The following is a 25084-nucleotide window of genomic DNA, read 5'->3' as shown; positions in this document are numbered from 1 at the left end:
TGGCCTGCGCAGCAGGCCCATTCTTTACGACCGCTGCGCAGCCGAGCGGGAGCAAGCTCCCTCGCCACAATAAAGATACATGCGATTATGGGTGAAATTTCAGGGACCACAGACATGACCGAAGACACCATCAAACGCCGGGCCCGGGGATTGGATCGGGCGTTCGATATCCTCGATTTCCTCAAGGAGATCGGCCAGCCGTTGCGCCCGAACGACATCGCCAGCGGCATCGGCAGCCCCAAGTCCACGGTCTATGAGCTGGTGGCGTCGCTGCTGGAGCGTCGCATCCTCGAGCCGGTGGGCAAGGATGGCCATGTCTACCTGGGGCGCCAGTTGTACTTTCTCGGCCAGGCGCATTTGCGGCATTTCGACCTGAGCCGCGAAGCCGACCAGGCCTTGCAGGACATCGTCCGGCAGACCCGGGAAACCGCGCAGATGTGTCTGCTCAACGGGCGCAAATACACGGTCGCGCTGATGAAGGAGGGCGAGCGGCACTTTCGCATCTCTTCGGACATCGGTGAAAACGCGCCGATCCCCTGGACGGCCTCCGGTCGCCTGTTGCTGGCGCATCTGAGCGACCAGCAGATCATCGACCTGATCGACCCCGATGACTTCATCCTGCCGGACGGCGAACGCCTGCCGCTGGAGCGGTTTCTAGGAGAGATCCGCCAGGCCGGCATCGATGGATTTTTCTCCTTCGATAGCGTTGCCGACACCTTCACCCACTGCTTCGCCGCACCGGTCAAAGACCCCAACGGCGTGGCCATCGCGACCCTGTGCATCGTCGCCCCGAGGGCTGACGCCAAGAACAATTACGCCGACTACCGCCGGGTGCTGATCGAAAGCGCCAACCACCTGGCCCGTCGCATCAACGAATAGACAGCCTTGGCTGTGTGAGGAGTTCGAACATGTCTTCTGCCATTACTAACGCGGGCGTCGAGAAGGGCGCCGCGCCCATCGGCGCTCATTTGCTGCGGGACGTGAGCCTGCCGGCGCTGGTGCTGCATCGCGAGGCCCTGGAGCACAACATCCGATGGATGCAGAAATTTGTCAGTGACAGCGGTGCGCAGCTGGCGCCCCACGGCAAGACCAGCATGACCCCGGCGTTGTTTCGTCGCCAGATCGAAGCCGGCGCCTGGGGCCTGACTTTGGCCACGGCGGTGCAGACCCGTGCCGCCTACGCCCATGGCGTACGGCGCGTGCTGATGGCCAATCAATTGGTCGGCAAGCCCAACATGGCATTGATCGCCGATCTGCTGGCCGACCCGGCGTTCGAATTCCATTGCATGGTCGATCATCCGGACAACGTCGCCCAGCTCGGCGCTTATTTCGCTTCTCGCGGCGTGCGGCTGAACGTGATGATCGAATACGGCGTCGTCGGCGGTCGTTGCGGTTGCCGTACCGAAGCCGAGGTGCTGGCCCTGGCCGAGGCCATCGGAGCGCAACCGGCACTGGCATTGACCGGCATCGAAGGCTATGAAGGGGTCATCCACGGTGATCATGCCGTCAGCGGCATCCGCGCATTCGCCGCTTCCCTGGTGGGGCTGGCCATGCAGTTGCAGGACAGCGGCGCGTTTGCCATCGACAAACCCATCATCACCGCCTCGGGGTCGGCCTGGTACGACTTGATCGCTGAATCTTTCGAAGCCCGCAACGCCCAGGGCCGTTTCCTCAGCGTGCTGCGCCCCGGCAGTTACGTGGCCCACGACCATGGCATCTACAAGGAGGCCCAATGCTGCGTACTGGAGCGGCGCAGCGATTTGCACGAAGGCTTGCGTCCGGCCCTGGAAGTCTGGGCCCACGTGCAGTCGATGCCGGAGCCGGGCTTCGCGGTGATCGCCCTGGGCAAGCGCGACGTGGCCTACGACGCCGGGCTGCCGGTGCCGCTCAAGCGCTACAAGGCGGATTCTGATTCGGTGGCAGGCGACGATGTCAGCGCCTGCAAGGTGACGGCGGTGATGGACCAGCATGCGTTCATGACGGTGGCGCCAGGGGTCGAGCTGCGGGTGGGCGACATCGTTGCGTTCGGGACCTCCCACCCGTGCCTGACATTCGACAAGTGGCGGGTGGGGTGCCTGGTGGATGAGGGGTTGCGGGTGGTTGAGCTTATGGAGACTTGTTTCTAAGGCTTGAGAGCGAGTCGCGGCTATCGCGAGCAGGCTCGCTCCCACATTGGATTTGTTGTGAATACAAAACCAGTATTCATCCACGATCCCTGTGGGAGCGAGCTTGCTCGCGATAGCGGTCCGCAATACACCACCGAACCATCAGGACCATCCATGAGCAACACTAAACCCCGCATCGCCCTGATCGGCGAATGCATGATTGAACTGCAACACCGCGCCGACGGCAGCCTGCGGCAAAGCTTCGGCGGCGACACGCTGAACACTGCGGTGTATCTGTCCCGTGCGTTGGGCGACAAAGGCTCGGTGGATTACGTCACCGCCCTGGGCGACGACTCTTTCAGCGATGCCATGTGCCAAAGCTGGGCTTCGGAAAACATCGGGTTGGAAAGGGTCCAGCGTTTGCCCGGTCGTCTGCCGGGCCTGTATTGCATCCAGACCGATGCGGCGGGCGAGCGGCGTTTCCTGTACTGGCGCAACGAGGCTGCCGTGCGGGATTGCTTCACCACGCCGGCCGCCGTGCCGATCCTGGAAGCGTTGCCCGGATACGACGTGCTGTATTTCAGCGGCATCACCCTCGCGGTGATTGGCGAGCAGGGCCGGCGCAAACTCATCGAGACCCTGATCGAGGCACGGCGCCGGGGCGCGCAGGTGGTGTTCGACAACAATTACCGGCCACGGCTCTGGGCCTCGGTCGAGGCGGCCCGGGCGGCCTATCGCAGCGTATTGCCCTATGTGGAGCTGGCGTTGCTGACCGTGGATGACGAACAAGCACTGTTCGGCCATGCCGACAGTGACGCAGTGTTCATCGCCTATGAGCAACTGGGGACACCGGAAGTGGTACTCAAGCGCGGCGCCGAGGCGTGCCTGATTCGTTGTGATGGCCGGTCTTATGACGTGCCGGCCCAACGGGTAGAGCGCGTGGTGGATACGACAGCGGCGGGGGACTCGTTCAGCGCCGCCTACCTGGCGAGTCGCTTGCTGGGGGGCAGCCCGGCGGAGGCGGCCGAGGCCGGGCATTTGCTGGCGAGCCGGGTGATCCAGGTGCCGGGGGCATTGATACCGAGATGATCTGGCCAGCCAAAACCCTGTGGGAGCAAGCTTGCTCGCGATTGCGGTGTGCCAGTCAATATTGATGCAGCTGACCTGACGCCTTCGCGAGCAAGCTCGCTCCCACAGGGGCTCGGTATCGCTTCAATCCCTATAAAACACCTGCACCAGGTGATAGCCAAACTTGCTCTTGATCGGCCCATGCACCACCCGCAGTGGTTTCTTGAAGATCACCGCGTCGATGGCGCCGACCATTTGCCCGGGCCGCACTTCACCCAGGTCGCCGCCGCGCTTGCCGGAGGGGCAGGTGGAGTATTTCTTTGCCAACACGTCGAACGCTTCGCCCTTGGCGATGCGTTGTTTGAGCTGTTCGGCTTCTTCGGCGGTTTTCACCAGGATATGGCGGGCTTGGGCTTTCATTGCGGCACAGACCTGAAGGGGGTGAAAGGGCGGCGATTATGCCTCAAGTCAGTGGTCATGGTTGATCATCGTCCGAATCTTGTTGGCCAACAGGTCCAGGGTAAACGGCTTGGCGACCATGTCCATGCCCTGATCCAGGAAACCTTGGCGTTCGGCGGCTTTCTGCGCATAGCCGGTCATGAACAGCACCTTCAAGCCGGGCCGGTGCTGACGGGCGATTTCCGCCAGCTGGCGGCCGTTCATGCCCGGCAGACCGACGTCGGTCACCAGCAGATCGATGCGTTGCTCGGATTCGAGCAATACCAGCGCCCGCTTGGCGTCCTCGGCTTCGAGGGCGGTGTAGCCCAGGGTGGCGAGCAGGTCGAGCACCAGCATGCGCACCGCCGGTTCGTCCTCCACCAGCAACACCGTTTCGCCGGCGATGGCGGGCGGAGCGTCGGTGGTAGTCGGTGCCGTTGCCTGTTCCGCCGGCGCGACGTGCAGGCGCGGCAGGTACAACTGCACGCGCGTACCTTGGCCCGGGACACTGTCCAGGCTCAGGTGACCGCCAGATTGCTGGGCGAAACCATAAATCATCGACAGCCCCAGGCCGGTGCCCTGGCCGATGGGCTTGGTAGTGAAAAACGGATCGAAGGCCTTTGCCAACACGGCGGGGGTCATGCCGCTGCCGTTGTCGCGCACGGCGATCATCACGTAATCGCCGGCCTTCACCGGCTCCAGCGTGCTGATGTCGCTGCCGTCGAGGTAGACGTTGGCGGTCTCGATGTTCAACTCGCCGCCATCGGGCATCGCGTCCCGGGCGTTGATGACCAGGTTGAGCAAGGCGTTTTCCAATTGGCTGGCATCGGTGCTGACCGGCCACAACTCGCCGGCCAGTTGCAGTCGCAGCACAATGTGATCGCCGGTGGTGCGGCTCAGCAGGTCTTCAAGCGAGCGAACCAGCGTATTGGCATCCAGAGGCTTGCGGTCCAGTGACTGGCGTCGGGAAAAAGCCAGCAGGCGGTGGGTCAGGGCGGCGGCGCGGTTGGCCGATGAAATCGCAGCTTCGGTAAAACGGCCGATCTCGGCGGCACGACCGGAGGCGATGTAGCGCTGCATCAAGTCGAGGCTGCCGAGGATGCCAGTGAGCATGTTGTTGAAGTCATGGGCGATGCCGCCGGTGAGTTGGCCCACGGCTTCCATCTTCTGCGCATGGCGCAGGGCTTCTTCGGCGCGTTCGCGTTCGAACATCTCGCTTTGCAGGCGGTGGTTGGCCTCGGCTAGCTGCTGGGTGCGGGCGATCACCCTTTCTTCCAGCGTTTCGTTGAGGTGGCGCAGGGCTTCCTCGGTTTTCTTGCGCTCGGTTTCGTCGATGACAAAAATGTAAAAACCGTTCACCGATCCGTCGGCGCCACGGCGTGGCAGGTAGTTGATCAACGCATGGCGCGGCCGGCCGTCGCGGTGGGGCGACTCTACGGTGAAACTGCACGGATTGCCCGCCAGGGCGCCGGCGATCTGTTCGGCTCGGGCGGCGTAGGCCTCGTCGCCGATGACCTCACGGATGGTCTTGCCGTAGAGCTCTTGCGGCGTCAGCCCGTACCAATTCAGGTAGGCACTGTTGTTCAGCCGGAAACGCTCCTCGCGGTCGACGTAGCCGATCAGCACCGGCATGGCGTTGATGATCAGTTGCAGCTCGGTCTGGCTCTGGCGCAAGGCATGTTCGGTGCGCTTGCGTTCGGTCAGGTCCAGCGCCGCGCCGAGAAAGCGCTTGGGCCGGCCATGGCGATCCTTGTAGCAACGTCCACGCACGAACACCCAGCGCAGCTCGCCGTGGGGCTGCTGCAGCCGATACTCCTCGGCGTACTCGGTGCCATGGGTGATGCAGTGCTTGATGCTGCGCGCAACCATCGCCCGATCTTCCGGGTGGACGCCCTCGAGATAGGCGCTGATGGGCAATTGCCTTGACAGGGCCGGGTCGACGCCATGGAGGAGGGCAAAATGCGCGTCGGCGATGAAGCGATCCTCGCCGATGTCCCAGTCCCAGGTGCCCAACGCATCGGTGGCCGCCAAGGCCAGTTGCAAGCGTTCTTCGCTTTCCTGCTGGGCCTTGAGGCTGGCCTCGGAGCGCCGTTCGAATTCCTGAGCCAGGCGTCGCCGCTCGCCCGTCTCGATGGCAGTGATCAGAATTCCGGCGACGCTGGCGTTTTCGTCATGGATCGGGCTGTAGGTCAGGTCCAGCCAGACATCGCAGAGGCGGCCGCCAAATGGCATGCGCCAACGTTGATCGCGGCAGGTGCGCACCCGGCCCTGCAACACGCTGCGATAAACCCCTTCGGTTTCGCTGCGAAGTTCGGGCCAGGCCGTGTGGGTTGGCTGGCCAAACGCCCTGGGGTGCTTGTCGCCGACCAATCGCGCATAGGCGTCGTTGTACAGATGGATCAACTGCGGCCCCCACAGCACGGCCATCGGCATGGGCGAATGGACCACGATGTCCACGGCGGTGCGCAGGCACGGGGGCCAGGTTTCTTGGGCGCCCAGCGGGCTGGAAGTCCAGTCCAGACGGGCGATCAACTGCTGTGTGTCGCTGCTGGCAGGTACTGCATTCATCACGGGAATCCCTGGATGTCATGTCGATGCTGCGGCTTCTACTATCCTCTGAAGAAGGTAAGCGCGGGTTGATCTGAAGTTTTTCTGGCTCGGGTCAGCGTGTCCATTGAAGTTCGCGGAAGTTTTTATAGTCATGGAAATTGATCCTTTACTGCGAGTCCTGGCAAGCCAGGACGGCTCCGACCTCTACATGTCCACCGGCGCGCCGCCATGCGCGCGTTTCGAAGGTGTGCTCAAGCCGCTGAGCAACCAGGCGTTCAAGGTTGGCGACATCGCTGGGCTTGCCGAGTCATTGATGGACGCCGAACAGCGCCTTGAGTTCGATCGGGAATTGGAAATGAACCTGGCGATCTCCCTGGCCGGTGTCGGACGGTTTCGCGTCAACATCTTCAAACAGCGCAATGACGTGTCCATGGTCATACGCAACGTCAAGCTGGATATCCCGCGTTTCGAAGACCTGAAGCTGCCCAAGGTGCTGCTCGAAACCATCATGCACAAACAAGGGCTCATGCTGTTCGTCGGCGCCACCGGCTCGGGCAAATCCACATCACTGGCGGCGCTGATCGACTACCGCAACCGCAACAGCAGCGGCCATATCATCACCATCGAGGACCCGGTGGAATATATTCACCGGCACAAGAAATCCATCGTCAACCAGCGAGAAGTCGGTGTGGATACCCGCAGCTTCCACGCCGCTCTCAAGAACACCCTGCGCCAGGCGCCGGACGTAGTGCTGATCGGCGAAATACGCGACCGCGAGACCATGGAACACGCCTTGGCCTTCGCCGACACCGGCCATCTGGTGATTTCCACCCTGCATGCCCACAACGCCAACCAGGCCCTGGACCGGGTGGTCAATTTCTTCCCGGAAGAACGCCGGCCGCAACTGCTGCAGGATCTGGGCAACAACCTCAAGGCGTTTGTCTCCCAGCGGCTGGTGCGCACCCGCACCGGCCAGCGGCGGGCGGCCGTGGAGGTGATGCTCGGCTCGCCCACGGTGGCCGACCTGATCCGTCGCAACGAGCTGGGCGAGCTCAAGGGCATCATGGAAAAATCCGAGGAACTGGGGATGCAAACGTTCGACCAGGCGCTGTTCAACCTGGTGGTGGAAGGGGCGATCGATGAAGAAGAGGCGTTGAAAAACGCCGACTCTGCGAACAATCTGCGCTTGCGGCTCAAGCTCCATGCCGAATCGGGAGCGGCGCCACCGGCTGAGCCGTCGGCGGGCGGGGAATGGGGGCTCATGGACTGATCGGTTTGTAGTGCGACCGCGTTATCGTTCATCGCGAGCGGGCTCGCTTCCACAAGGGATTTGGGTGCAAACAGTCCCCTGTGGGAGCGAGCTTGCTCGCGATGAGGCCCTCAAGCCCAGCAAAACATTCAGATCAGGTCGCAAGCTCCACCCGCCCACGAAACTGCTCCAGCGCCTCGGGATTGGCCAGTGCATCGGTGTTCTTTACCGCCTCGCCATGCACCACGTTGCGCACCGCCAGTTCCACCACCTTGCCGCTGATGGTGCGTGGGATATCGTTGACCGCGAGGATTTTCGCCGGCACGTGGCGCGGTGTAGTGTTGGCGCGGATGACCTGGCGGATCTTCTGCTCCAAGGCGTCGTCCAGCACCAGGCCCTCTCGCAGGCGCACAAACAGCACCACCCGCACATCACCCTGCCATTGCTGGCCGATGGCGACGCTGTCCAGGACTTCCTCGACTTTTTCCACCTGCCGATAGATTTCCGCCGTGCCGATGCGCACGCCACCGGGGTTGAGCACCGCGTCGGAGCGGCCGTGGATCAGCAGGCCGCCGTGGGGCAGCTCTTCGGCGTAGTCCCCCTGGGCCCACACGCCCGGGAACTGGCTGAAATAGGAGGCGCGAAGTTTCTCCCGCTGGGGATCATTCCACAGCCCGATGGGCATCGCCGGGAAATGCCGGGTGCAGACCAGTTCGCCTTTTTCGCCAACCACCGCTTCGCCGGCTTCGTTCCAGACCTGCACCGCCATACCCAAGCTCTTGCCTTGCATCTCGCCGCGACGCACGGGGGCCAGCGGATTGCCGTTGACGAAGCACGACACGATGTCAGTGCCGCCGGACATCGAGGCCAGGCAAACATCGGCCTTGAAGTCGCGGTAGACATAATCGTAACTGTGGGGCGCCAAGGCTGATCCCGTGGACAGGATCGTCCTCAGGCTGCCCAGGTCGTGGGTCTGGCGTGGCTTGATGCCTTGGCTTTCCAGGGCGGCCAGGTATTTGGGGCTGGTGCCGAATACGCTGATGCCTTGTCGGTCGATCAGGTCGAGCAGGCGTTCCGGGCTGGGGTGGAATGGCGACCCGTCATAGAGCACAACCGCGCTGCCCACGGCCAGCGCCGACACCAGCCAATTCCACATCATCCAGCCGCAGGTGGTGTAGTAGAACAGCCGGTCTTCGGGGCCCAGGTCGACGTGCAGGCCATGTTCCTTGAGATGTTGCAGCAGCACGCCACCGGTGCCGTGGACGATGCACTTCGGCACCCCGGTGGTGCCGCTGGAATAGAGAATGTACAGCGGGTGATCGAACGGCACGGGGTTGAACACCGGCTCGCCGCCGCATTGGTAGAAACCGTCCCACAGGGCCACGCGGGCCGGGGTCTTGAAATCTTCGACGCGGGCGTCGGGCTGGGCGTAGGGCAGTACGATCAATTGTTGCAGCGACGGTAGCCGTTCGAGGATTTCGTTGACCTTGGGCCGCTGGTCGATGGTTTTCCCGGCGTAGCGATAACCGGCGCAGGTGATCAGGACCTTGGGTTCTATCTGACCGAACCGGTCGATGACGCCCTGGGTGCCGAAATCCGGCGATGAACATGACCAGATGGCGCCCAGGCTGGTGGTGGCGAGCATGCACACCAGCGTCTGCCAGGTGTTGGGCATGCAAGCGGCGACCCGATCGCCCTGGGTCACGCCAGCGCCTTGCAGGCTTTTTTGCAGGCCGGCGACATGGGCGGCGAGATCGGCCCAGGTCAGCGTTTCTTCGCCGCCGTTTTCATCGAGTGCGACCACTGCCACGGCGCTGTCGCGGCGACGCAGCAAGTGTTCGGCGAAATTCAGCGTCGCCCCTGGGAACCAGCGGGCACTGGGCATCTGCGGGCCTTCGTCGAGCACCGCGCCAGGCGCTTGATGGAAGCGGATCTCGAAAAAGTCGACGATGGCCTGCCAGAAGGCTTCGCGGTGGTCGGTGCTCCAGGCATGCAGGGTTGGGTAGTCGTTGAGTTGCAGCGAGTGCCGTTCGTTGACGAACCGGCGAAAGGCGTCCATTCGCGACTGGGCGATGCGTTCGGGGCTGGGGTGCCAAAGGATGTCGGACATGGTTTGCCTCTTGTTTTGGGCTTACAAATAGTTCAGCACAAGGCGCCGGATGTGGCGAGGGAGCTTGCTCCCGCTGGCCTGCGAAGCGGGCCCAAGAGGCGCCTGCTGCGCAGCCGAGCGGGAGCAAGCCCCCTCGCCACAAAAGCTCGACGGCGCGGCGTTATTGAGCCAACCACCCACCATCAATATTCCACGCCGCGCCCCGCACCTGGCTGCCCGCTTCACTGCACAGGAACAGCACCAGCTCACCCAACTGCGGCGGGGTCACGAACTCCAGGGACGGTTGCTTCTCGGCCAGCAGATCATGCTGGGCCTGTTGCGGGTCCACACCCGTGGCGATGCGGTCGTCGATCTGCTTCTGCACCAGCGGCGTCAGGACCCAGCCCGGGCAGATGGCGTTGCACGTGACGTTGCTGGCGGCAGTCTCCAGGCCCACTACCTTGGTCAACCCGATCACCCCGTGCTTGGCCGCGACGTACGCCGCCTTGCCCACTGAACCGACCTGTCCATGCACCGAGGCAATGTTGACGATCCGTCCCCAGCCCTTGGCGCGCATGCCCGGAAGGCTCAGGCGGGTGGCGTGGAACACCGAGGACAGGTTGATCGCAATGATCGAATCCCAGCGCTCCACCGGGAAATCCTCCACGGCCGCCACGTGCTGGATGCCGGCATTGTTCACCAGGATGTCGACGCCGCCGAATTCGCGCTCGGCGTAGGCGAGCATGTCGGCGATCTGCGCGGGGTCGCTGACGTCGGCCGGATGATGGCCGACCTTGACGCCGTATTGCGCGACTTCGGCGGTTACCGCAGACGCATCGCCAAAGCCGTTGAGGATCAGGTTGGCGCCGGCCTTGGCCAGGCTCAGGGCGATGCCCAGGCCGATGCCGCTGGTGGAGCCGGTGACCAGGGCCGTCTTGCCCGAAAGGGTGGTTGTCATGGGAACCTCACACAATGCCAGTGGCGTAGAACACACCGATCACGAAGAACACCGCGAGGGTCTTGATCAGCGTAATACAGAAAATGTCTTTGTAGGCTTCACGGTGGGTCAGGCCCGTGACCGCCAGCAAGGTGATGACCGCGCCGTTGTGGGGCAGGGTGTCCATGCCGCCGCTGGCCATGGCCGCTACCCGGTGCAGCACTTCCAGTGGAATGTTGGCGGCGTTGGCGGCGCTGATGAAGGTTTGCGACATCGCCGCCAGGGCGATGCTCATGCCACCCGACGCGGACCCGGTGATGCCCGCCAGCAGCGTCACGGTCACGGCTTCGTTGACCAGCGGATTGGGGATGTTCTTGAGCCAGTCGGCGAGCACCAGGAAGCCCGGCAGGGAGGCGATCACCGCACCGAAACCGTATTCCGACGCGGTGTTCATGGCCGCGAGCAACGCACCGCCCACCGCGCTCTTGCTGCCTTCGGCCAGCTTGCTGCGAATGGCTCGGAAGCCGAACAACAGCACCATGACGATGCCCACCAGCAAGGCCGCTTGCACGGCCCAGATCGCCGTGAGCTTGGCGATGTCGCTGGTCACCGGCGCTGCCATGCCCGGCAGGGCCAGGCTATGGGTCTTGCCGTACCACTGTGGGATCCACTGGGTGAACAGCAGGTTCATGACCCCTACCGCCAGCAATGGCGAAACGGCGATCCAGGGGTTGGGCAGCTTGATGTCTTCGGCGGTTTCCGGCTCGTTGCGCAGCTCGGTACCGTAGCCTTCGCCCGTGCGCTGGGCCTTGTTGCGTTGGCGCTGCAAGAACAGCATGCCGAAGCTGAACACGAATATCGTACCGATCACGCCCAGCCACGGCGCTGCCCAGGCAGTGGTATTGAAGAAGGTGCTGGGGATGATGTTCTGGATCTGTGGCGTGCCGGGCAGGGCGTCCATCGTGAACGAAAAAGCGCCGAGGGCGATGGTGGCCGGGATCAGCCGCTTGGGAATGTTGCTCTGGCGGAACATCTCGGCCGCGAACGGATAAACCGCAAAGACCACGACGAACAGCGACACGCCGCCATAGGTGAGCAGCGCGCACACCAGCACGATCACCAGCATGGCCTGGCGCGTGCCCAGCAGGCGAATCGCCGCCGCGACGATGGAGCGGGAAAACCCCGACAGCTCGATCAGCTTGCCGAACACGGCGCCGAGCAGGAACACCGGGAAGTAGAGTTTGATGAAGCCGACCATCTTGTCCATGAACACCCCGGTGAAGGCTGGGGCAACGGCGGACGGATCGGTGAGCAACACCGCGCCGAGGGCGGCGATGGGGGCAAAAAGAATGACGCTGTAGCCACGGTAGGCGGCAACCATCAGCAGCGTGAGGGCTGCCAAGGCAATGATCACACTCATGGTGTGTCTCCTGGATTGTTATTTTTGTGGGTGATGCGGTGGGGAGGGCTATAGCGAGTTTTGTGCCAGTTGTTTAACTTATTGAAATTTAAGGAATTTATTGATGCGGGCGACGTGAGCTTGGAAAGTTCGTCTCTGTTTTGAGATTCTTGTTGGGATTACTGGCCTCATCGCGAGCAGGCTCGCTCCCACAGGTGAACGAGGATGGCAGGGGGAAGGCCAGGTTCTGTGGGAGCGAGCCTGCTCGCGATGAGCGCGAAGCGCTCCAAACCATATGTCCAAATATGGAGAATTGAGTCTCTCTATTGAGACTCAGCAATCCCCAGCGCCACCATTTTCTTGTAAAGCGTCGACCGCCCCAGTCCCAACCGCTCGGCTGCCTCAATCACCCGCCCACCGCATTGCGCGAGGGTGGTCTCGATCAAATGTCGATCGAATCGGGCCCGGGCCTGGCTGAAGGTTTCCTGGGGCAACGGCTCGAGGCTCGGACTCGCCGCGCGTACCACCGGCGTGAAAGTACCGATGGCCGCACGAATGTCGGCGGCGGTGAGCATCAGGTCGTCGCTGAGCAGCGCGGCCCGTTCCAGCACGTTGCGCAACTCCCGGATGTTGCCCGGCCAGGCGTGCTGGCCCAGCAGGTCGAGGGCGTCGGGATTCAGTTCGTGCTGGCTGCGCAATTCTTCGAGGATCGCCTCGCTCAGGGCCGGCAGGTCATCCAGGCGTTCGCGCAGCGGCGGGACCTGGATGGGCAGCACATTGAGGCGGTAATACAGATCCGCCCGGAATTCGCCACGCTGGATCGCCGCCTCCAGGTTGGTGGAGGTCGCGGCAATCACCCGAACATCGCTTTGCAGTACTTCGTTGGAGCCGACCGGTTCGTATTCCTTTTCCTGCAACACGCGCAGCAGTTTGCTTTGCAAGGGCAGCGGCATATCGCCGATTTCGTCGAGGAACAATGTGCCGCCCTGGGCGATTTGCAGCTTGCCGGCGCGGCCCTTGCGGTCGGCACCGGTGAAGGCGCCTGGCGCGGTGCCGAAGAATTCGGCTTCCAGCAAGGATTCGGGGATGGCGGCGCTGTTGATGCTGACAAACGCCTTGTGCGCACGCGGCGAAGCACCGTGAATCGCCTGGGCCAGAAGCTCCTTGCCGGTGCCGGTTTCGCCGAGGAGCAATACCGGGGAGTCGGTGCTGGCGCTGCGTCGGGCACGGCGTTTGACCTCGAGTCCCGCAGCGCTGGTGCCGATGAAATGGGCAAAGTTGTACTTGGTCTGCCGTGCCCGCAACAGCGAGCGGGTAGAGGCCAGTTCTTCCTGCATGCTCAGGTAGCGTTTGAGCATCGGCGACAGGCTGCGCAACTCGTCGAACAGGGCAAAACCGATGGCGCCGATCACCGCGCCGGCGCTGTCATGGATCGGCAGGCGCATCACCACCAGCGGTTCCTTGGGCGTGTCCTGCATGTCCAGCAGGATCGGCCGCCCGGTACGCACCACCTCTCGCAACAAGCTGCCCGGAATGACGCTTTCGCAAGCCCGGCCGATGGCCTCTTGCGCCGAATTCAGGCCGAAGCGACGAGCGTAGCGCTCGTTCATCCAGACGATGTTTGCATCGCGGTCGACGATCACCGTGCCTTCGCTGGACTGCTCGATGATTTCGAACAACGAGCGGATCGCCAGCGTACGCACGCGCTTGTAATCCTTGAGGCTTTCGGTGGAGTTCATGATCGGATCCGGGTTGTGTGTTGCTTGTCAGGCCCCCATCGCGAGCAAGCTCGCCCCCACATTTGGCCTTCAGTGCAACACCGGCCAATGTGGGAGCGAGCTTGCTCGCGATGGGCGCGACACGAAGCTACGCCATGCGCCGCATTATGCCCACTCTGGATGCGCCGCCGCCAACAACTCCTTGGTATACGGGTGCTGGGGTGAATCGAACACATCATGGCTGGGGCCTTGCTCGACCACCTTGCCGTCCTTGATCACGATCATGTCGTGGGCCAGGGCGCGGACCACCGCCAGGTCGTGACTGATGAACAGGTAGGTCAGGCCGTATTTTTCCTGGAGCTGGCGGAGCAGGGCGACCACCTGCTTTTGCACGGTGCGGTCGAGGGCGGACGTAGGTTCGTCAAGCAGGATCAGGGCGGGCTTGAGCACCAATGCCCGGGCAATGGCGATGCGTTGGCGCTGCCCACCGGAAAACTCGTGGGGGTAGCGATGCCGGCTCTGCGGGTCGAGGCCGACCTCCTTGAGCGCCTGGATCACCTGGGCTTCGCATTGCTCGGCACTGGACCGGCTGTGGACCTCCAGGCCTTCACTGATGATCTGTTGCACTGACATTCGCGGGCTGAGGCTGCCGAACGGGTCCTGGAAGACGATCTGCATCTGCTTGCGCCATGGCCGAAGCTCTTTATGCGACAGATGATCAAGCGCCTGGCCCTGGAAGCGAATGCTGCCTTCGGACTCTATCAGCCGCAGGATGGCCTGGCCGAGGGTGGATTTGCCGGAACCGGATTCGCCGACGATGCCCAGGGTCTTGCCACGCTGGATATTCAGGCTGATGCCGTCCACGGCTTGCAGGTACTGCTTGCGCCGGAACAATCCGCCACCGAGGGGAAAGCTGACGCGCAGTTCCTGCACTTGCAGGACGTCTTCGCGTTCGTCCCGGGGCAGCGCTTCGCCCTCCGGTTCGGCGTTCAGCAATTCGCAGCTATAAGGGTGGCGGGGGGTGCTGAACAAGGTTTCACAGGGTGCCTGCTCGACAATCTCCCCGGCCTTCATCACGCACACCCGCTGCGCGATGCTGCGCACCAGGTTGAGGTCGTGGCTGATCAGCAGCAGGGACATGCCCAGGCGCTGCTGCAACGATTTGAGCAGCAGCAGGATCTTGCGCTGCACCGTTACGTCCAGGGCGGTGGTCGGTTCGTCGGCGATAAGAAGCTCCGGCTCGCAGGCCAGGGCCATGGCGATCATGACGCGCTGGCGCTGGCCGCCCGATAGCTGGTGCGGATAGGCCTTGAGTCGTTCGGCGGGTTTCTGGATGCCGACCAGGGCCAGCAATTCCAGGATGCGCTGGCGCGCGGCCTTGCCGCCCAGGCCGCGATGCAGCATCAGTGTTTCGCCGATCTGCTTTTCGACGCTGTGCAGCGGATTCAGCGAAGTCATCGGCTCCTGGAAGATCATTGCGATCCGATTGCCGCGCAGTTCCCGTAGCGTCTTGGCCTCGGCACCCACCAGTTCTTCGCCGCGATAGCAAATGCTGCCGGTGGTGCGCGTGCCGGTTTCCGGCAGCAGTTGCAGGATGGAATGGGCCGTCACCGACTTGCCGGAGCCCGACTCGCCCACCAGCGCCAGGCATTCGCCTTGGCGGATGTCCAGGCACAGGTTGCGCACCACCGTCTGGCCGTTGAAGGCCACGCTCAGGTCACGGATTTCGATCAGGTTTTCGCTCATCTAAAGGTTCCGCTCATGACCGAGGGTCGAACGCGTCTCGCAACGCTTCGCCGATAAACACCAACAGAGAAAGAATCAGCGCCAAAGTAAAAAACGCCGTCAGCCCCAGCCACGGCGCTTGCAGGTTCTGCTTGCCCTGCGCGATCAGCTCACCCAGGGATGCGCTGCCGGCCGGCATGCCGAATCCCAGGAAATCCAGCGCTGTCAGGGTGGAGATCGCCCCGGTGAGAATGAACGGCAGGTAGCTCAGGGTGGCGTTCATGGCATTGGGCAGTATGTGCCGCACGATGACCTTGCGGTCGGTCAGGCCCAGCGCCCGCGCGGCTTTCACGTATTCGAGGTTGCGCCCGCGCAGGAATTCGGCACGCACCACGTCCACCAGCGCGAGCCAGGAGAACAGCGCCATGATACCCAGCAGCCACCAGAAATTAGGCTCGACGAAACCCGACAGGATGATCAGCAGGTAAAGCACCGGCAAACCGGACCAGACTTCCAGCAGGCGTTGCCCCAGCAGGTCCACCCAGCCGCCGTAGTAACCTTGCAGGGCACCGGCGGCGATGCCGATCAGCGCGCTGATGGCGGTCAGCGCCAGGGCGAACAGGATCGACACCCGCGCGCCGAATATGACCCGCGCCATCACGTCCCGTGCTTGGTCGTCGGTGCCCAGCCAGTTCACCCTCGACGGCGGGCTTGGGGCCGGCCGCTCAAGGTCATAGTTGGGCGTGTCGTCGCTGAAAGGAATAGGCGGAAACAGCAGCCAGCCGTTGCCCTGGTGAATCAGGTCCTGCACATAGCTGCTGCGATAGTCAGCCTGGAACGGCAATTGACCGCCGAACTGCTGTTCGGTGTAGCGCTTGAACACCGGGAAATACAACGAGCCTTGGTAGCTCACCACCAAGGGCTTGTCATTGGCGATCAATTCCCCACCCAGGGTCAAGACGAAAAGCCCGATGAACAGCCACAGCGACCACCAGCCGCGACGGTTTTTCCTGAAACGTTCGAAACGCCGCCGCCCCAGGGGCGATAACTTGAACATCAGGCGTTCCTCGCGGCGAAGTCGATGCGCGGGTCCACCAGGGTGTAGCAAAGATCGCCTATGAGTTTGATCAGCAGGCCGAACAACGTGAAGATGAACAGCGAGCCGAACACCACTGGATAGTCCCGGGACACGGCGGCCTCATAGCTCATGCGTCCCAGGCCGTCGAGGGAGAAGATCACCTCGATCAGCAAAGAACCGGCGAAGAACACGCTGATGAACGCCTGGGGAATGCCCGACACCACCAGCAGCATCGCATTGCGAAACACGTGTCCATACAGCACGCGTCGTTCACTCATCCCCTTGGCTCGCGCCGTGACCACGTATTGGCGGGTGATTTCGTTGAGGAACGAGTTCTTGGTCAGGATCGTCAGGGTAGCGAAGCCGCCGATGACCAACGACGTGACGGGTAGCACCAGGTGCCAGAAATAGTCGGCGACCTTGCCCAGCGTCGAAAGGGACTCGAAGTTGTCCGAGACGAGCCCGCGCACCGGGAACCAATTGAGCGAGGTGCCGCCAGCGAAGATCACGATCAGGAACATCGCGAACAGGAACGCCGGCATGGCGTAGCCGATAATGATTGCGGTGCTGCTCCAGACATCGAATGCCGAACCGTGGTGTACCGCCTTGCGAATACCCAGGGGAATCGACACGAGGTAGGTGATCAGCGTCGCCCAGAGCCCGAGGGAGATGGTCACCGGCATTTTTTCCAGAATCAGGTCGGTGACCGTGGCACCGCGGAAGAAGCTTTTGCCGAAGTCCAGGCGGGCGTAGCTGGTGAGCATCAGCCACAAGCGTTCATGGGCGGGCTTGTCGAAGCCGTACTGTTTTTCGATGTCCTTGATCAATTGCGGATCCAGGCCTCGGCTGGCGCGGGAGCTACCGGTCATGGCATTGCCCGAGCTGCCGACGCTGGCGCCGCCAATGCCCTGCAGGTGAGCGATCGCCTGCTCCACCGGCCCGCCTGGCGCGGCCTGGACGATCACGAAGTTCACCAGCAGGATGATCACCAGCGTGGGAATGATCAGCAGCAAGCGCCGCGCAATGTAAGCCCACATCAGTGATGCCCTCCAGGCGAGCCACGCTTGATGCGTTCGGCGGTCATCTGTTCGTTGGTCAGTGGCGTGGTGCTGACTTCCCACCAGCTCTCGATGGCTTCGTCATTGCTCGCCTGGACTTTCGGCATGCCGAAGCGATTCCACCAGACCGTCGAGCTGCCTGGCGGGTAATAGTTGGGAATCCAGTAGTAGTTCCATTGCAGCACCCGGTCCAGCGCATGGGCATGGCGGAGCATGTCGTCCTGGGTGCTGGCTTTGACCAGGCCATCGATGAGGGCGTCCACGGCAGGATTCTGCAAGGCCATGTAGTTGTTGGCTCCCGGGTCGTTGGCCGCCGCCGAGCCGAAATAATTGTAAAGCTCCGTGCCCGGCGAAGTGCTGACCGGGTAGCCGGTAATGATCATGTCGTAGTCGCGGCTCATCAGGCGATTGACGTACTGGGACGAGTCGATGCGCCGGATGTGCATGTCGACGCCGATCTGTGCGAGGGTGCGCTTGTAAGGCAACAACAGGCGGTCTATTCCGTTTTGCGTGACCAGGAACGTGAAGCTCAGTGGCTCGCCTTCGGCATTGACCAGGCGGTCGCCTTCAGGTTTCCAGCCGGCCTGTTCCAATAGCGCCAGGGCCTGCAATTGCTTGTCGCGGATGACCCCGCTGCCGTCGGTCTTCGGCGCTTGGAACACCTGGGTGAACAACTCTTGCGGTACTTTGCCGCGCAGCGGTTCGAGAATCGCCAGTTCCCCCGCGTCGGGGAGCTCCCGGGCGGCGAGGTCGGTGTTGGAAAAAAAGCTCTGCTGGCGCACGTAGAGGTTGCGCATCATCTGGCGATTGCTCCACTCGAAGTCCCAGAGCATGGCCAGCGCCTGGCGTACGCGGCGGTCCTGGAATTGTGGCCGTTGCAGATTGAACACAAAACCCTGGGCCGGCTGGGGCGCCTCGGTGGCAAGGTGGGCTTTTTGCAGCCGACCGTCGCGCAGGGCCGGGCTGTCGTAGCCGATGGAAAAGCCCGTGGCGGAGAACTCGCGGTTGTAATCGTAGGCGCCGCCACGCAAGACCTGCCGGGCCACGTCGGTGTCGCCGAAGTATTCGATACTGAAGTGGTCGAAGTTGTAGAGCCCGCGGCTGACCGGCAGGTCCTTGCCCCACCAGTCGGCGTTGCGCTCGAAGGTGATGCTGCGGCCCGAGTCGACCTTGCTCACCCTGTACGGTCCGCTGCCCAGGGGCGCCTCGTAACCGCCGCCGTTGGCGAAGTCGCGACTCTTCCACCAGTGCTCGGGAAAAACCGGCAAGGTGGCGATGTCCAGGGGCAGGGTGCGGCTTTCGTTATTCTTGAAGTCGAAGCGAACGGTTCGTTCCGATTCCACCTCGACACCTTTGACGGCGGCGAACTGCGTGCGATAGCGCAGGCTGCCCTGGGTCATCAGCAGGTCGAAGCTGTAGCGCACGTCTTGCGCGGTGATGGGCTTGCCATCGGCGAAACGCGCCTTGGGATTGAGGTAGAAGCGCAGGGACAGGCCATCTTCGGCGCGTTCCATTTTTTCGGCGACAAGGCCGTAGACGGTATAGGGTTCGTCCAGGGAGCGTTGGGCCAGCGGCGAATAGAGCATGCCGTCGACCTGGCTGACGCCGATGCCTTTGTCGATATAAGGCAGCACATGGTCGAAATGGCCGATCTCCACGGCCGAGCGGCGCATCGTCCCGCCCTTGGGGGCCTGGGGATTGGCGTAGGCAAAATGGGCGAAGCCTTCGGCGTACTTGGCCGGTTCGCCATAAACGGTCAGGGCATGTTGGGGGGCGGCATTCACGCCTGCGGCGCCAGTCAGCAGGACCACGGCAGTGAACAGCCAGGAGGGAAAAGCCAGTCGCATTGTCAGCCTTAAAGCCGGGTGATCGATGAGTGCGATTTGTACGCGAGGGACGCGCTGATCGCCAGCCCTTCGCATGGCTCAAGCATGACAGCCCGCCTTAAGGCGGACCGTCGTGTCGATAAACCGAAATCAGTCCTGGCGGCTGGTTACTTCCAGCAGGTGATAGCCGAACTGGGTCTTGACCGGGCCTTGAACCACATTGATCGGAGCGCTGAATACCACGGTGTCGAATTCCTTGACCATCTGGCCCGGGCCGAACGAGCCCAGGTCGCCGCCCTGACGGCTGGATGGGCATGTGGAGTTGGTTTTGGCGACTTCAGCGAAATCAGCGCCAGCTTCAATCTGGGCCTTGAGTTCGTTGCACTTGTCTTCGCTGGAAACCAGGATGTGGCGGGCAGTGGCTTTGGCCATGGAGGTATTTCCTTTCAGTGTCGTAAAGCGCCCAGCCTACCGGAATCAGTCCGCGGTTGTTGCCAAAATTGCGTCAGAGTCCGACGATCCGCAAGCGTTCTGCATGTTTCACGTAGAGCTCCATCGGGTCGTTTCCCTTGCGCCAGCCTCCGTCAGCGCCCTGGTTGAGGGTGTCCAAGTGATCCATTGGGTAGTCGGAGCGGATCACCTTGCCCAGGTGGGAGCTGAAGCGTCCGACGATGCCATCGTTCTGTCCCGCCTCGGTGGTGAAATATTCGGAAAAAGCGCGGCAGAAGTCATGCAACGGATCGGGCGCGCTATTGCCGGCTTGTTTCACGGTTTCCTGCACCGTGCCACTCCAAGAGTAATACCGCACGCCGTTAACCAATTGCGGCCCGTTGCCGCCCCAATGTCGGGGCAAGCCTTGCGGATACCTGTCATTGAATGCGCCTACGCCTTCGGTAGTCAGCGCCCCCAGCGCTGCAATAGCGTTTTGCGGAAGCTGTGCCTGGCCACTGAGCAGTGAAATGAAATCGGCGAAAAGCGTGGCGACCCGGTTCGCCACGTGTTCCGGCAAACGACCAGGCGTGAGGGCCTTGCGCAGGAAATCAGCGAGTTCCGACCCTTGGTTGGGGCCGCTGACGGAGGTGACCGAGGCGACACTGCCGGGCGCCAGGGCGGCGGCATAACGAGCGGCCAACGCGCCTTGCCCGTGGCCGATAAGGTTGACCTTCGCGGCCCCGGTTCCTTCGAGAACCCGGTCCATCTGAGCCAGCAACTGTTCGCCGCGCGCTTCGTTGGAGTGGGTGGCCGACACGTACGGGACGAATACTCGGGCGCCGGCATTGCACAACGCCTGTCTGACGTCGTGAAAAAGTTCGAGCGGGCCGACCCTGTCGAACCCGAACAAACCATGTACCAAAAGGATGGGAAAGCGGGTGGTTGCATTCCGTTGCATGTTCGTACCTTTTTCGAAGAGGTTCATGTTGAGTTTGCGGCACCACTCTAATCCAGGCCGTTAGTGAGCGGTGTAGGACCAAACCGTTACTAGCTGTGGAAACAGGAATAGAAAGCGCGAGAAATTTTCCTCAAAAGCCAGACGACTCCTGCGGTTTCGGACGCTTCCGATAACCGATTGCCCTTCAAGCCACATCTCAAGGAGCGAGAGACCACGCAACTTGTCGCCTCGTCTGGCTGCGCGTCCCGGGCCGGAGAGTTCTAATGGTTTCATCCGGTGTCGCTATGGAAGCGGTGCCCCTTTCCAAGGGACTGGAGCCTGGAAATGACCATTGAATCAACTGTACGAAAAAGCCGGCCTCCATCGCGAAAGCTGCCCGCGCCTTTGCTGGCGAGGGCCCGCGAAGGCATCGTCGACCCTGCCTGGAGCAAGGCCGTCATCACCGTCAAGCCGTACCCGCTCATGTCCTGTGGCGACGAGCTGATGTTGTATTGGCGCGGGCTCAATAACGAAGGCGAGCAGTACCACCATCAAATTCGCCGGTTCGTCACGGAGCGGCAGGTCGGGCGCGAGCTTGTCTTTGTTGTACGCGAACCGCATATCGCCGAACTCGACGGCGGCTCGCTGGACATTTCGTACCGGGTCATTGGCAAGCAGTTGCCGACCGCATTGGCCTCACAGGCCCTTCAGTTGCAAATTGGCGACGTGGCGCCGCTGCTGCTGCCACCCATCGCCAATGATGCGGTGGGTGGGCACCTTGATCCGGGGCGGGTGCCTGAAGGCACGACGATGACCGTGCGGCCTTATTCGCGAATGGCGGCCGGTGATCGACTGATCCTTCTGGCCAGCCGCGATTCCAAGCCATTGTGGCGGGATGTGCTGGACATAGAGGCTCATGCAGTGGGCGAAAAAGTATCGTTCTGGATCGATCATGGAGACATCGCTTCCCATATCGGGCACTCGTTGACCGTGGCTTATGTCGTCAGGCGCGGACATTCGATACGTCGAGCCGAGCCGCTGTCCGTCTGGATCGGTCCTCTGGTACGCCCAGCGCTGGTGGCGCCGAGGGTATTGGAGTTGATGGAGGGTGAACTGGATGTCGACGGGCTCCATGGCGCAGCGACGGTGGTGATCGACGGCGTAGGGCTGGAGGCGGGCGAACGGGTCTGGTTGCAATGCGACGGCAGCTACTCGGATGCCCAGGAGCGGGAAATCACCGAGGCCACGGCCGGCAAGCCAGTTGTCTTCACGGTGCCGATTGCCTATTGGCAGGAGCAGGGCGGCCAATCGGTCCGCCTGTTCTATCAGGTTGAGCGTCTGGATGATGTAAGCCAGCGCTCGCCGGAGATCACCATTGAAGTTCGCGCCAGGCCGTAACGAAGGATCCGCAATGAAAAAAACCGTGGCGAGGGAGCTAGCTCCCGCGCCACGGCATGAACGGGTCCGAAACTCAGACGCCCAATCGCAACCTGCGATGAGCCTGGCGCAGCAACTGCTCGGTGGACTCCCAGCCAAGGCATCCATCGGTCACCGACACGCCGTAGCGCATCGCCGGCCCCAACGGTTGGCAGCCTTCGAAGAGGTGGCTTTCGAGCATCATGCCGATCAGGGCCTTGTTGCCTTGCAAGCGCTGTTGCAGCACGTCCTCGAACACTTGGGGCTGGCGCAGCGGATCCTTGCCACTGTTGGCGTGGCTGCAATCGACCAGAATGTGGGCCGGGATGTTGAGGCGGGCGAGGTCGGCGTGAATCTGCGCCACGCTTTGGCGATCGTAGTTCGGGCCGCGGTGGCCGCCGCGCAGGACCAGGTGCGTATCAGGGTTGCCTTGGGTCTGGATGATCGCCGGATGCCCTTGGCTGTCGGCGCCGAAATGTCGATGGGGGTGCGCCGCGGAGCGCATGGCATCGCAGGCGATGCCAACCCCGCCGTCGGTGCCGTTCTTGAAACCGACCGGCATGCCCAGACCGCTGGCCATTTCCCGGTGAATCTGCGATTCAGTGGTGCGCGCGCCAATGGCGACCCAGCTAAGCAGGTCGTCGAAGTAACCGGCGGCCATCGGCTGCAACAGCTCGGTGGCCACGGGCAGGCCGAGTCGGAGCATCTCACGCATCAACTCCCGCGACAGCTCGAGGCCGGTGGCCATGTCGTCGCTGCCATCGAGATGGGGGTCGTAGGCCAGGCCTTTCCAGCCCACGGTGGTGCGGGGCTTCTCCACGTAGGCGCGCATCACCAACAGCATGCTGTCCCTGACTTCCCGGGCAAGGCGAGCCAGGTTGGCGGCGTATTCGAGCGCGGATTTCGGGTCGTGGATGGAGCATGGACCAACGATGACCAGCAGGCGGGAGTCCTCACCGTCGAGGATGGCGCGGATGGCCTGGCGATGGGCGCCAACTTGTTGGCTCAATACGCTGTCTAGCGGCAATTGTTGCTTGAGTTGCAAAGCGCTTGGCAGGCGCAGGGTCAGGGTTTCATTGGCAGGGCTGAGCGTGGACAGCGGCAAAGCGAAGACGGACGAATTCATGATCTGGCTTCCTGGGCGAGCAGCGGGTTCGTTCCCGCGCCGGCCCTAGTTGGGTGTTCGACAATTGGCCGTAATGGCCCGCAACGTTGGCATGCCACCGATAGGTGACCGATCGGAGGCGGCAGGCTGTCCCGAGCGGTGGCTGGTAAATCGCCAGGCGGAAAAACTGTCGTAACGGTAATAAGTGGCGTAGTTCATGGTTCGATCCTCAAGTGGTGTGATGCTGCGTATGTCTGGGGCCTGAAAAACAAAACCCCCGGTCGGGAGGCCGACCGGGGGTTTGGAAAACTCTGGAAGGCGACCCGTTTAAAATGGGCGCCGGTTGGGTATCAGGCGCGCCAGTGGCTAAACCAATACCCAAAATAAAAGCTGACCGAAGTTGGCACGTCGTTCGCCCAGGCAGCCGCAACCGAGCGCGAGGCGCTGGTAGGTTGAAGCGGTGAAAGGGCGCTGGACATGCTGTGTCTCCGATGAATGATCTGGAGCTTACAAGAGCGCGGGGCGGCCGTTCAATAAGAAAATGCTATGGCCTTTTAATAACAACCCCATCGCTTGTATCCGACGGGCTTTATGACAAACTCCAGCGTTGTGCCAATTTCAATCACCGAAGTCGACAATGATCCGGATGGCACGCTAATGGCAGCGGCCCCAGGCGTGGAAGAGCTGTTGGTCATCGCTCGCCGCGACGACAGCCGTTGGGCGGGTGAGCCCGTGGCATTGTGATGAGGTTTCAATGAGTTTTGTATGGCGCCCGGCTGAAGTCGGTGACGTTGAATTCGCACGTCAATTGACTTGCAGCAATATGCTTCCCTATTACCTTCGCCATGATTTGCTGTGGCAGGACGAAGCGTTCGATCTGGCCTGGGTCATCCGCCAGAACTGGATTCTTCAGCGCAATGAACAGGCGCTGGGTTTCGTCAGTCTCAGTCGTGATGCTCGCGCCTTGTACATTCGGGAGTTGCAGATCGATGAGGCGTTTCGTCGGCAGGGTGCCGGAACCTGGGCGATCGGACAGGTCTGGACGATGGTGGCAAATGAGCATCGACCGGCGTTGCGGCTCACCGTTTTCAAGGACAACCCGGCCCGCGCGCTCTATGAACGCATGGGGCTGCGGGTGGTCGGTGAGGATGAGTGTTTCCTGAGGATGCAGCGAGACGCCTAGGCTTGAGGCGTCGAATATTGGATCTGAAGATTTGTTGTAACTTTTATCTGCCCGTTTGCGCTAGGTCTGCCGAGTGCTTTTTGCTAAGGTGTGGGCAACCTATACAAGACCAAATCGTGAGGTGTCTGCTTGATTAGGGTGTTAGTGGTCGACGACCATGATCTCGTCCGTACGGGCATAACACGAATGCTGGCTGACATCGATGGCCTGCAGGTGGTTGGCCAGGCCGAATCCGGGGAAGAATCCCTGATCAAGGCGCGTGAATTGAAACCCGACGTGGTGCTGATGGACGTCAAGATGCCGGGCATCGGTGGTCTTGAAGCCACGCGAAAACTGTTGCGTAGCCATCCGGACATCAAGGTCGTCGCGGTGACCGTCTGTGAAGAAGACCCGTTTCCCACCCGGCTGCTTCAAGCGGGGGCGGCGGGCTATCTCACCAAGGGCGCTGGCTTGAACGAGATGGTCCAGGCCATCCGCCTGGTATTTGCCGGACAACGCTACATCAGCCCGCAAATCGCCCAGCAATTGGCGATCAAGTCTTTCCAGCCGACCAACGATTCGCCCTTCGATGCGCTGTCCGAGCGAGAAATCCAGATTGCGCTGATGATCGTCGGCTGCCAGAAGGTCCAGATTATTTCCGACAAATTGTGCCTGTCGCCCAAAACCGTCAATACCTACCGTTACCGTATCTTCGAAAAGCTTTCGATCAGCAGTGACGTCGAGTTGACGCTGCTGGCGGTGCGTCATGGCATGGTCGACGCCAGCGCCTGA

At 62.1% G+C, this 25084-nt stretch carries 21 protein-coding genes; 8 read left to right on the top strand and 13 right to left on the bottom strand.

Annotated elements, in window-relative coordinates:
* The first annotated feature begins 114 nt into the window (after positions 1-114).
* The 3 genes from DOCECA_RS11650 to DOCECA_RS11640 all read left to right on the top strand — a co-directional run bounded on the left by DOCECA_RS11650 (position 115) and on the right by DOCECA_RS11640 (position 3194).
* Entirely contained in the window at positions 115-879 is a 765-nt protein-coding gene (locus tag DOCECA_RS11650) for an IclR family transcriptional regulator (RefSeq protein ID WP_420763545.1), read from the top strand.
* 29 nt (positions 880-908) lie between these two features.
* Positions 909-2126 (top strand): amino acid deaminase, encoded by a 1218-nt coding sequence (locus DOCECA_RS11645; protein WP_434648046.1) that lies wholly within the window; start codon positions 909-911, stop codon positions 2124-2126.
* Positions 2127-2279: 153 nt separating this feature from the next.
* The gene (locus DOCECA_RS11640; protein WP_434648044.1) at positions 2280-3194 is read left to right on the top strand and encodes a sugar kinase; all 915 of its coding nucleotides are present in this window, start codon (positions 2280-2282) and stop codon (positions 3192-3194) included.
* A 123-nt stretch (positions 3195-3317) separates the two neighbouring features.
* Here DOCECA_RS11640 and DOCECA_RS11635 read toward each other — a convergent pair whose 3' ends face one another.
* Together DOCECA_RS11635 and DOCECA_RS11630 are read right to left on the bottom strand one after the other, a co-directional pair.
* Complete coding sequence (locus DOCECA_RS11635; protein ID WP_019690952.1) at positions 3318-3593, bottom strand: peptidylprolyl isomerase; 276 nt, start codon at positions 3591-3593, stop codon at positions 3318-3320.
* A 48-nt stretch (positions 3594-3641) separates the two neighbouring features.
* Complete coding sequence (locus DOCECA_RS11630) at positions 3642-6179, bottom strand: PAS domain S-box protein (RefSeq protein ID WP_445572020.1); 2538 nt, start codon at positions 6177-6179, stop codon at positions 3642-3644.
* 133 nt (positions 6180-6312) lie between these two features.
* Here DOCECA_RS11630 and DOCECA_RS11625 point away from each other — a divergent pair, with 133 nt between their 5' ends.
* Entirely contained in the window at positions 6313-7431 is a 1119-nt protein-coding gene (locus tag DOCECA_RS11625; RefSeq protein WP_420763549.1) for a PilT/PilU family type 4a pilus ATPase, read from the top strand.
* Positions 7432-7564: 133 nt separating this feature from the next.
* On the opposite strand, the gene DOCECA_RS11620 is transcribed toward DOCECA_RS11625, so the two are convergent.
* The 10 genes from DOCECA_RS11620 to DOCECA_RS11575 all read right to left on the bottom strand — a co-directional run bounded on the left by DOCECA_RS11620 (position 7565) and on the right by DOCECA_RS11575 (position 20630).
* Positions 7565-9520, bottom strand: a complete 1956-nt coding sequence (locus DOCECA_RS11620; protein WP_420763550.1) for an acetoacetate--CoA ligase — start codon at positions 9518-9520, stop codon at positions 7565-7567.
* Between the two features lie 160 nt (positions 9521-9680).
* Entirely contained in the window at positions 9681-10457 is a 777-nt protein-coding gene (gene hbdH / locus DOCECA_RS11615; protein ID WP_434648041.1) for a 3-hydroxybutyrate dehydrogenase, read from the bottom strand.
* Between the two features lie 7 nt (positions 10458-10464).
* Complete coding sequence (locus DOCECA_RS11610; protein ID WP_420763552.1) at positions 10465-11856, bottom strand: GntP family permease; 1392 nt, start codon at positions 11854-11856, stop codon at positions 10465-10467.
* 302 nt (positions 11857-12158) lie between these two features.
* Entirely contained in the window at positions 12159-13574 is a 1416-nt protein-coding gene (locus tag DOCECA_RS11605) for a sigma-54 interaction domain-containing protein (RefSeq protein WP_420763553.1), read from the bottom strand.
* A 144-nt stretch (positions 13575-13718) separates the two neighbouring features.
* Entirely contained in the window at positions 13719-15299 is a 1581-nt protein-coding gene (locus DOCECA_RS11600) for an ABC transporter ATP-binding protein (RefSeq protein WP_434559489.1), read from the bottom strand.
* Between the two features lie 13 nt (positions 15300-15312).
* Entirely contained in the window at positions 15313-16335 is a 1023-nt protein-coding gene (locus DOCECA_RS11595) for an ABC transporter permease (RefSeq protein ID WP_434559487.1), read from the bottom strand.
* Positions 16335-17393 (bottom strand): microcin C ABC transporter permease YejB, encoded by a 1059-nt coding sequence (locus DOCECA_RS11590; RefSeq protein ID WP_434559485.1) that lies wholly within the window; start codon positions 17391-17393, stop codon positions 16335-16337. The genes DOCECA_RS11595 and DOCECA_RS11590 overlap by 1 nt, the downstream gene beginning before the upstream one ends.
* Positions 17393-19261, bottom strand: coding sequence for an extracellular solute-binding protein (locus DOCECA_RS11585; protein WP_445572019.1), 1869 nt, complete (start codon positions 19259-19261; stop codon positions 17393-17395). The genes DOCECA_RS11590 and DOCECA_RS11585 overlap by 1 nt, the downstream gene beginning before the upstream one ends.
* Before the next feature lie 129 nt (positions 19262-19390).
* Positions 19391-19672: a peptidylprolyl isomerase gene (locus tag DOCECA_RS11580; RefSeq protein ID WP_042610373.1), complete on the bottom strand. Its 282-nt coding sequence runs from the start codon at positions 19670-19672 to the stop codon at positions 19391-19393.
* A 73-nt stretch (positions 19673-19745) separates the two neighbouring features.
* Entirely contained in the window at positions 19746-20630 is an 885-nt protein-coding gene (locus DOCECA_RS11575; protein WP_445572018.1) for an esterase/lipase family protein, read from the bottom strand.
* Positions 20631-20954: 324 nt separating this feature from the next.
* Between DOCECA_RS11575 and DOCECA_RS11570 the strand changes: the two genes are divergently transcribed.
* Complete coding sequence (locus tag DOCECA_RS11570; RefSeq protein WP_445572017.1) at positions 20955-22007, top strand: hypothetical protein; 1053 nt, start codon at positions 20955-20957, stop codon at positions 22005-22007.
* 73 nt (positions 22008-22080) lie between these two features.
* Here DOCECA_RS11570 and DOCECA_RS11565 read toward each other — a convergent pair whose 3' ends face one another.
* Complete coding sequence (locus tag DOCECA_RS11565) at positions 22081-23151, bottom strand: 3-deoxy-7-phosphoheptulonate synthase (protein ID WP_445572016.1); 1071 nt, start codon at positions 23149-23151, stop codon at positions 22081-22083.
* A gap of 570 nt (positions 23152-23721) precedes the next feature.
* Here DOCECA_RS11565 and DOCECA_RS11560 point away from each other — a divergent pair.
* From DOCECA_RS11560 to gacA, 3 genes are all read left to right on the top strand, one after another.
* Positions 23722-23874: a hypothetical protein gene (locus DOCECA_RS11560; protein WP_445572015.1), complete on the top strand. Its 153-nt coding sequence runs from the start codon at positions 23722-23724 to the stop codon at positions 23872-23874.
* 10 nt (positions 23875-23884) lie between these two features.
* Positions 23885-24313: a GNAT family N-acetyltransferase gene (locus DOCECA_RS11555; protein ID WP_434559475.1), complete on the top strand. Its 429-nt coding sequence runs from the start codon at positions 23885-23887 to the stop codon at positions 24311-24313.
* A gap of 129 nt (positions 24314-24442) precedes the next feature.
* Positions 24443-25084 carry a response regulator transcription factor GacA gene (gene gacA, locus DOCECA_RS11550; protein ID WP_003200277.1) on the top strand — a complete coding sequence of 214 codons (642 nt, stop codon included), beginning with the start codon at positions 24443-24445 and terminating at the stop codon, positions 25082-25084.

The organism is Pseudomonas sp. E102 (assembly GCF_052660185.1).
This window is presented reverse-complemented; position numbering and strand designations above follow the sequence as displayed.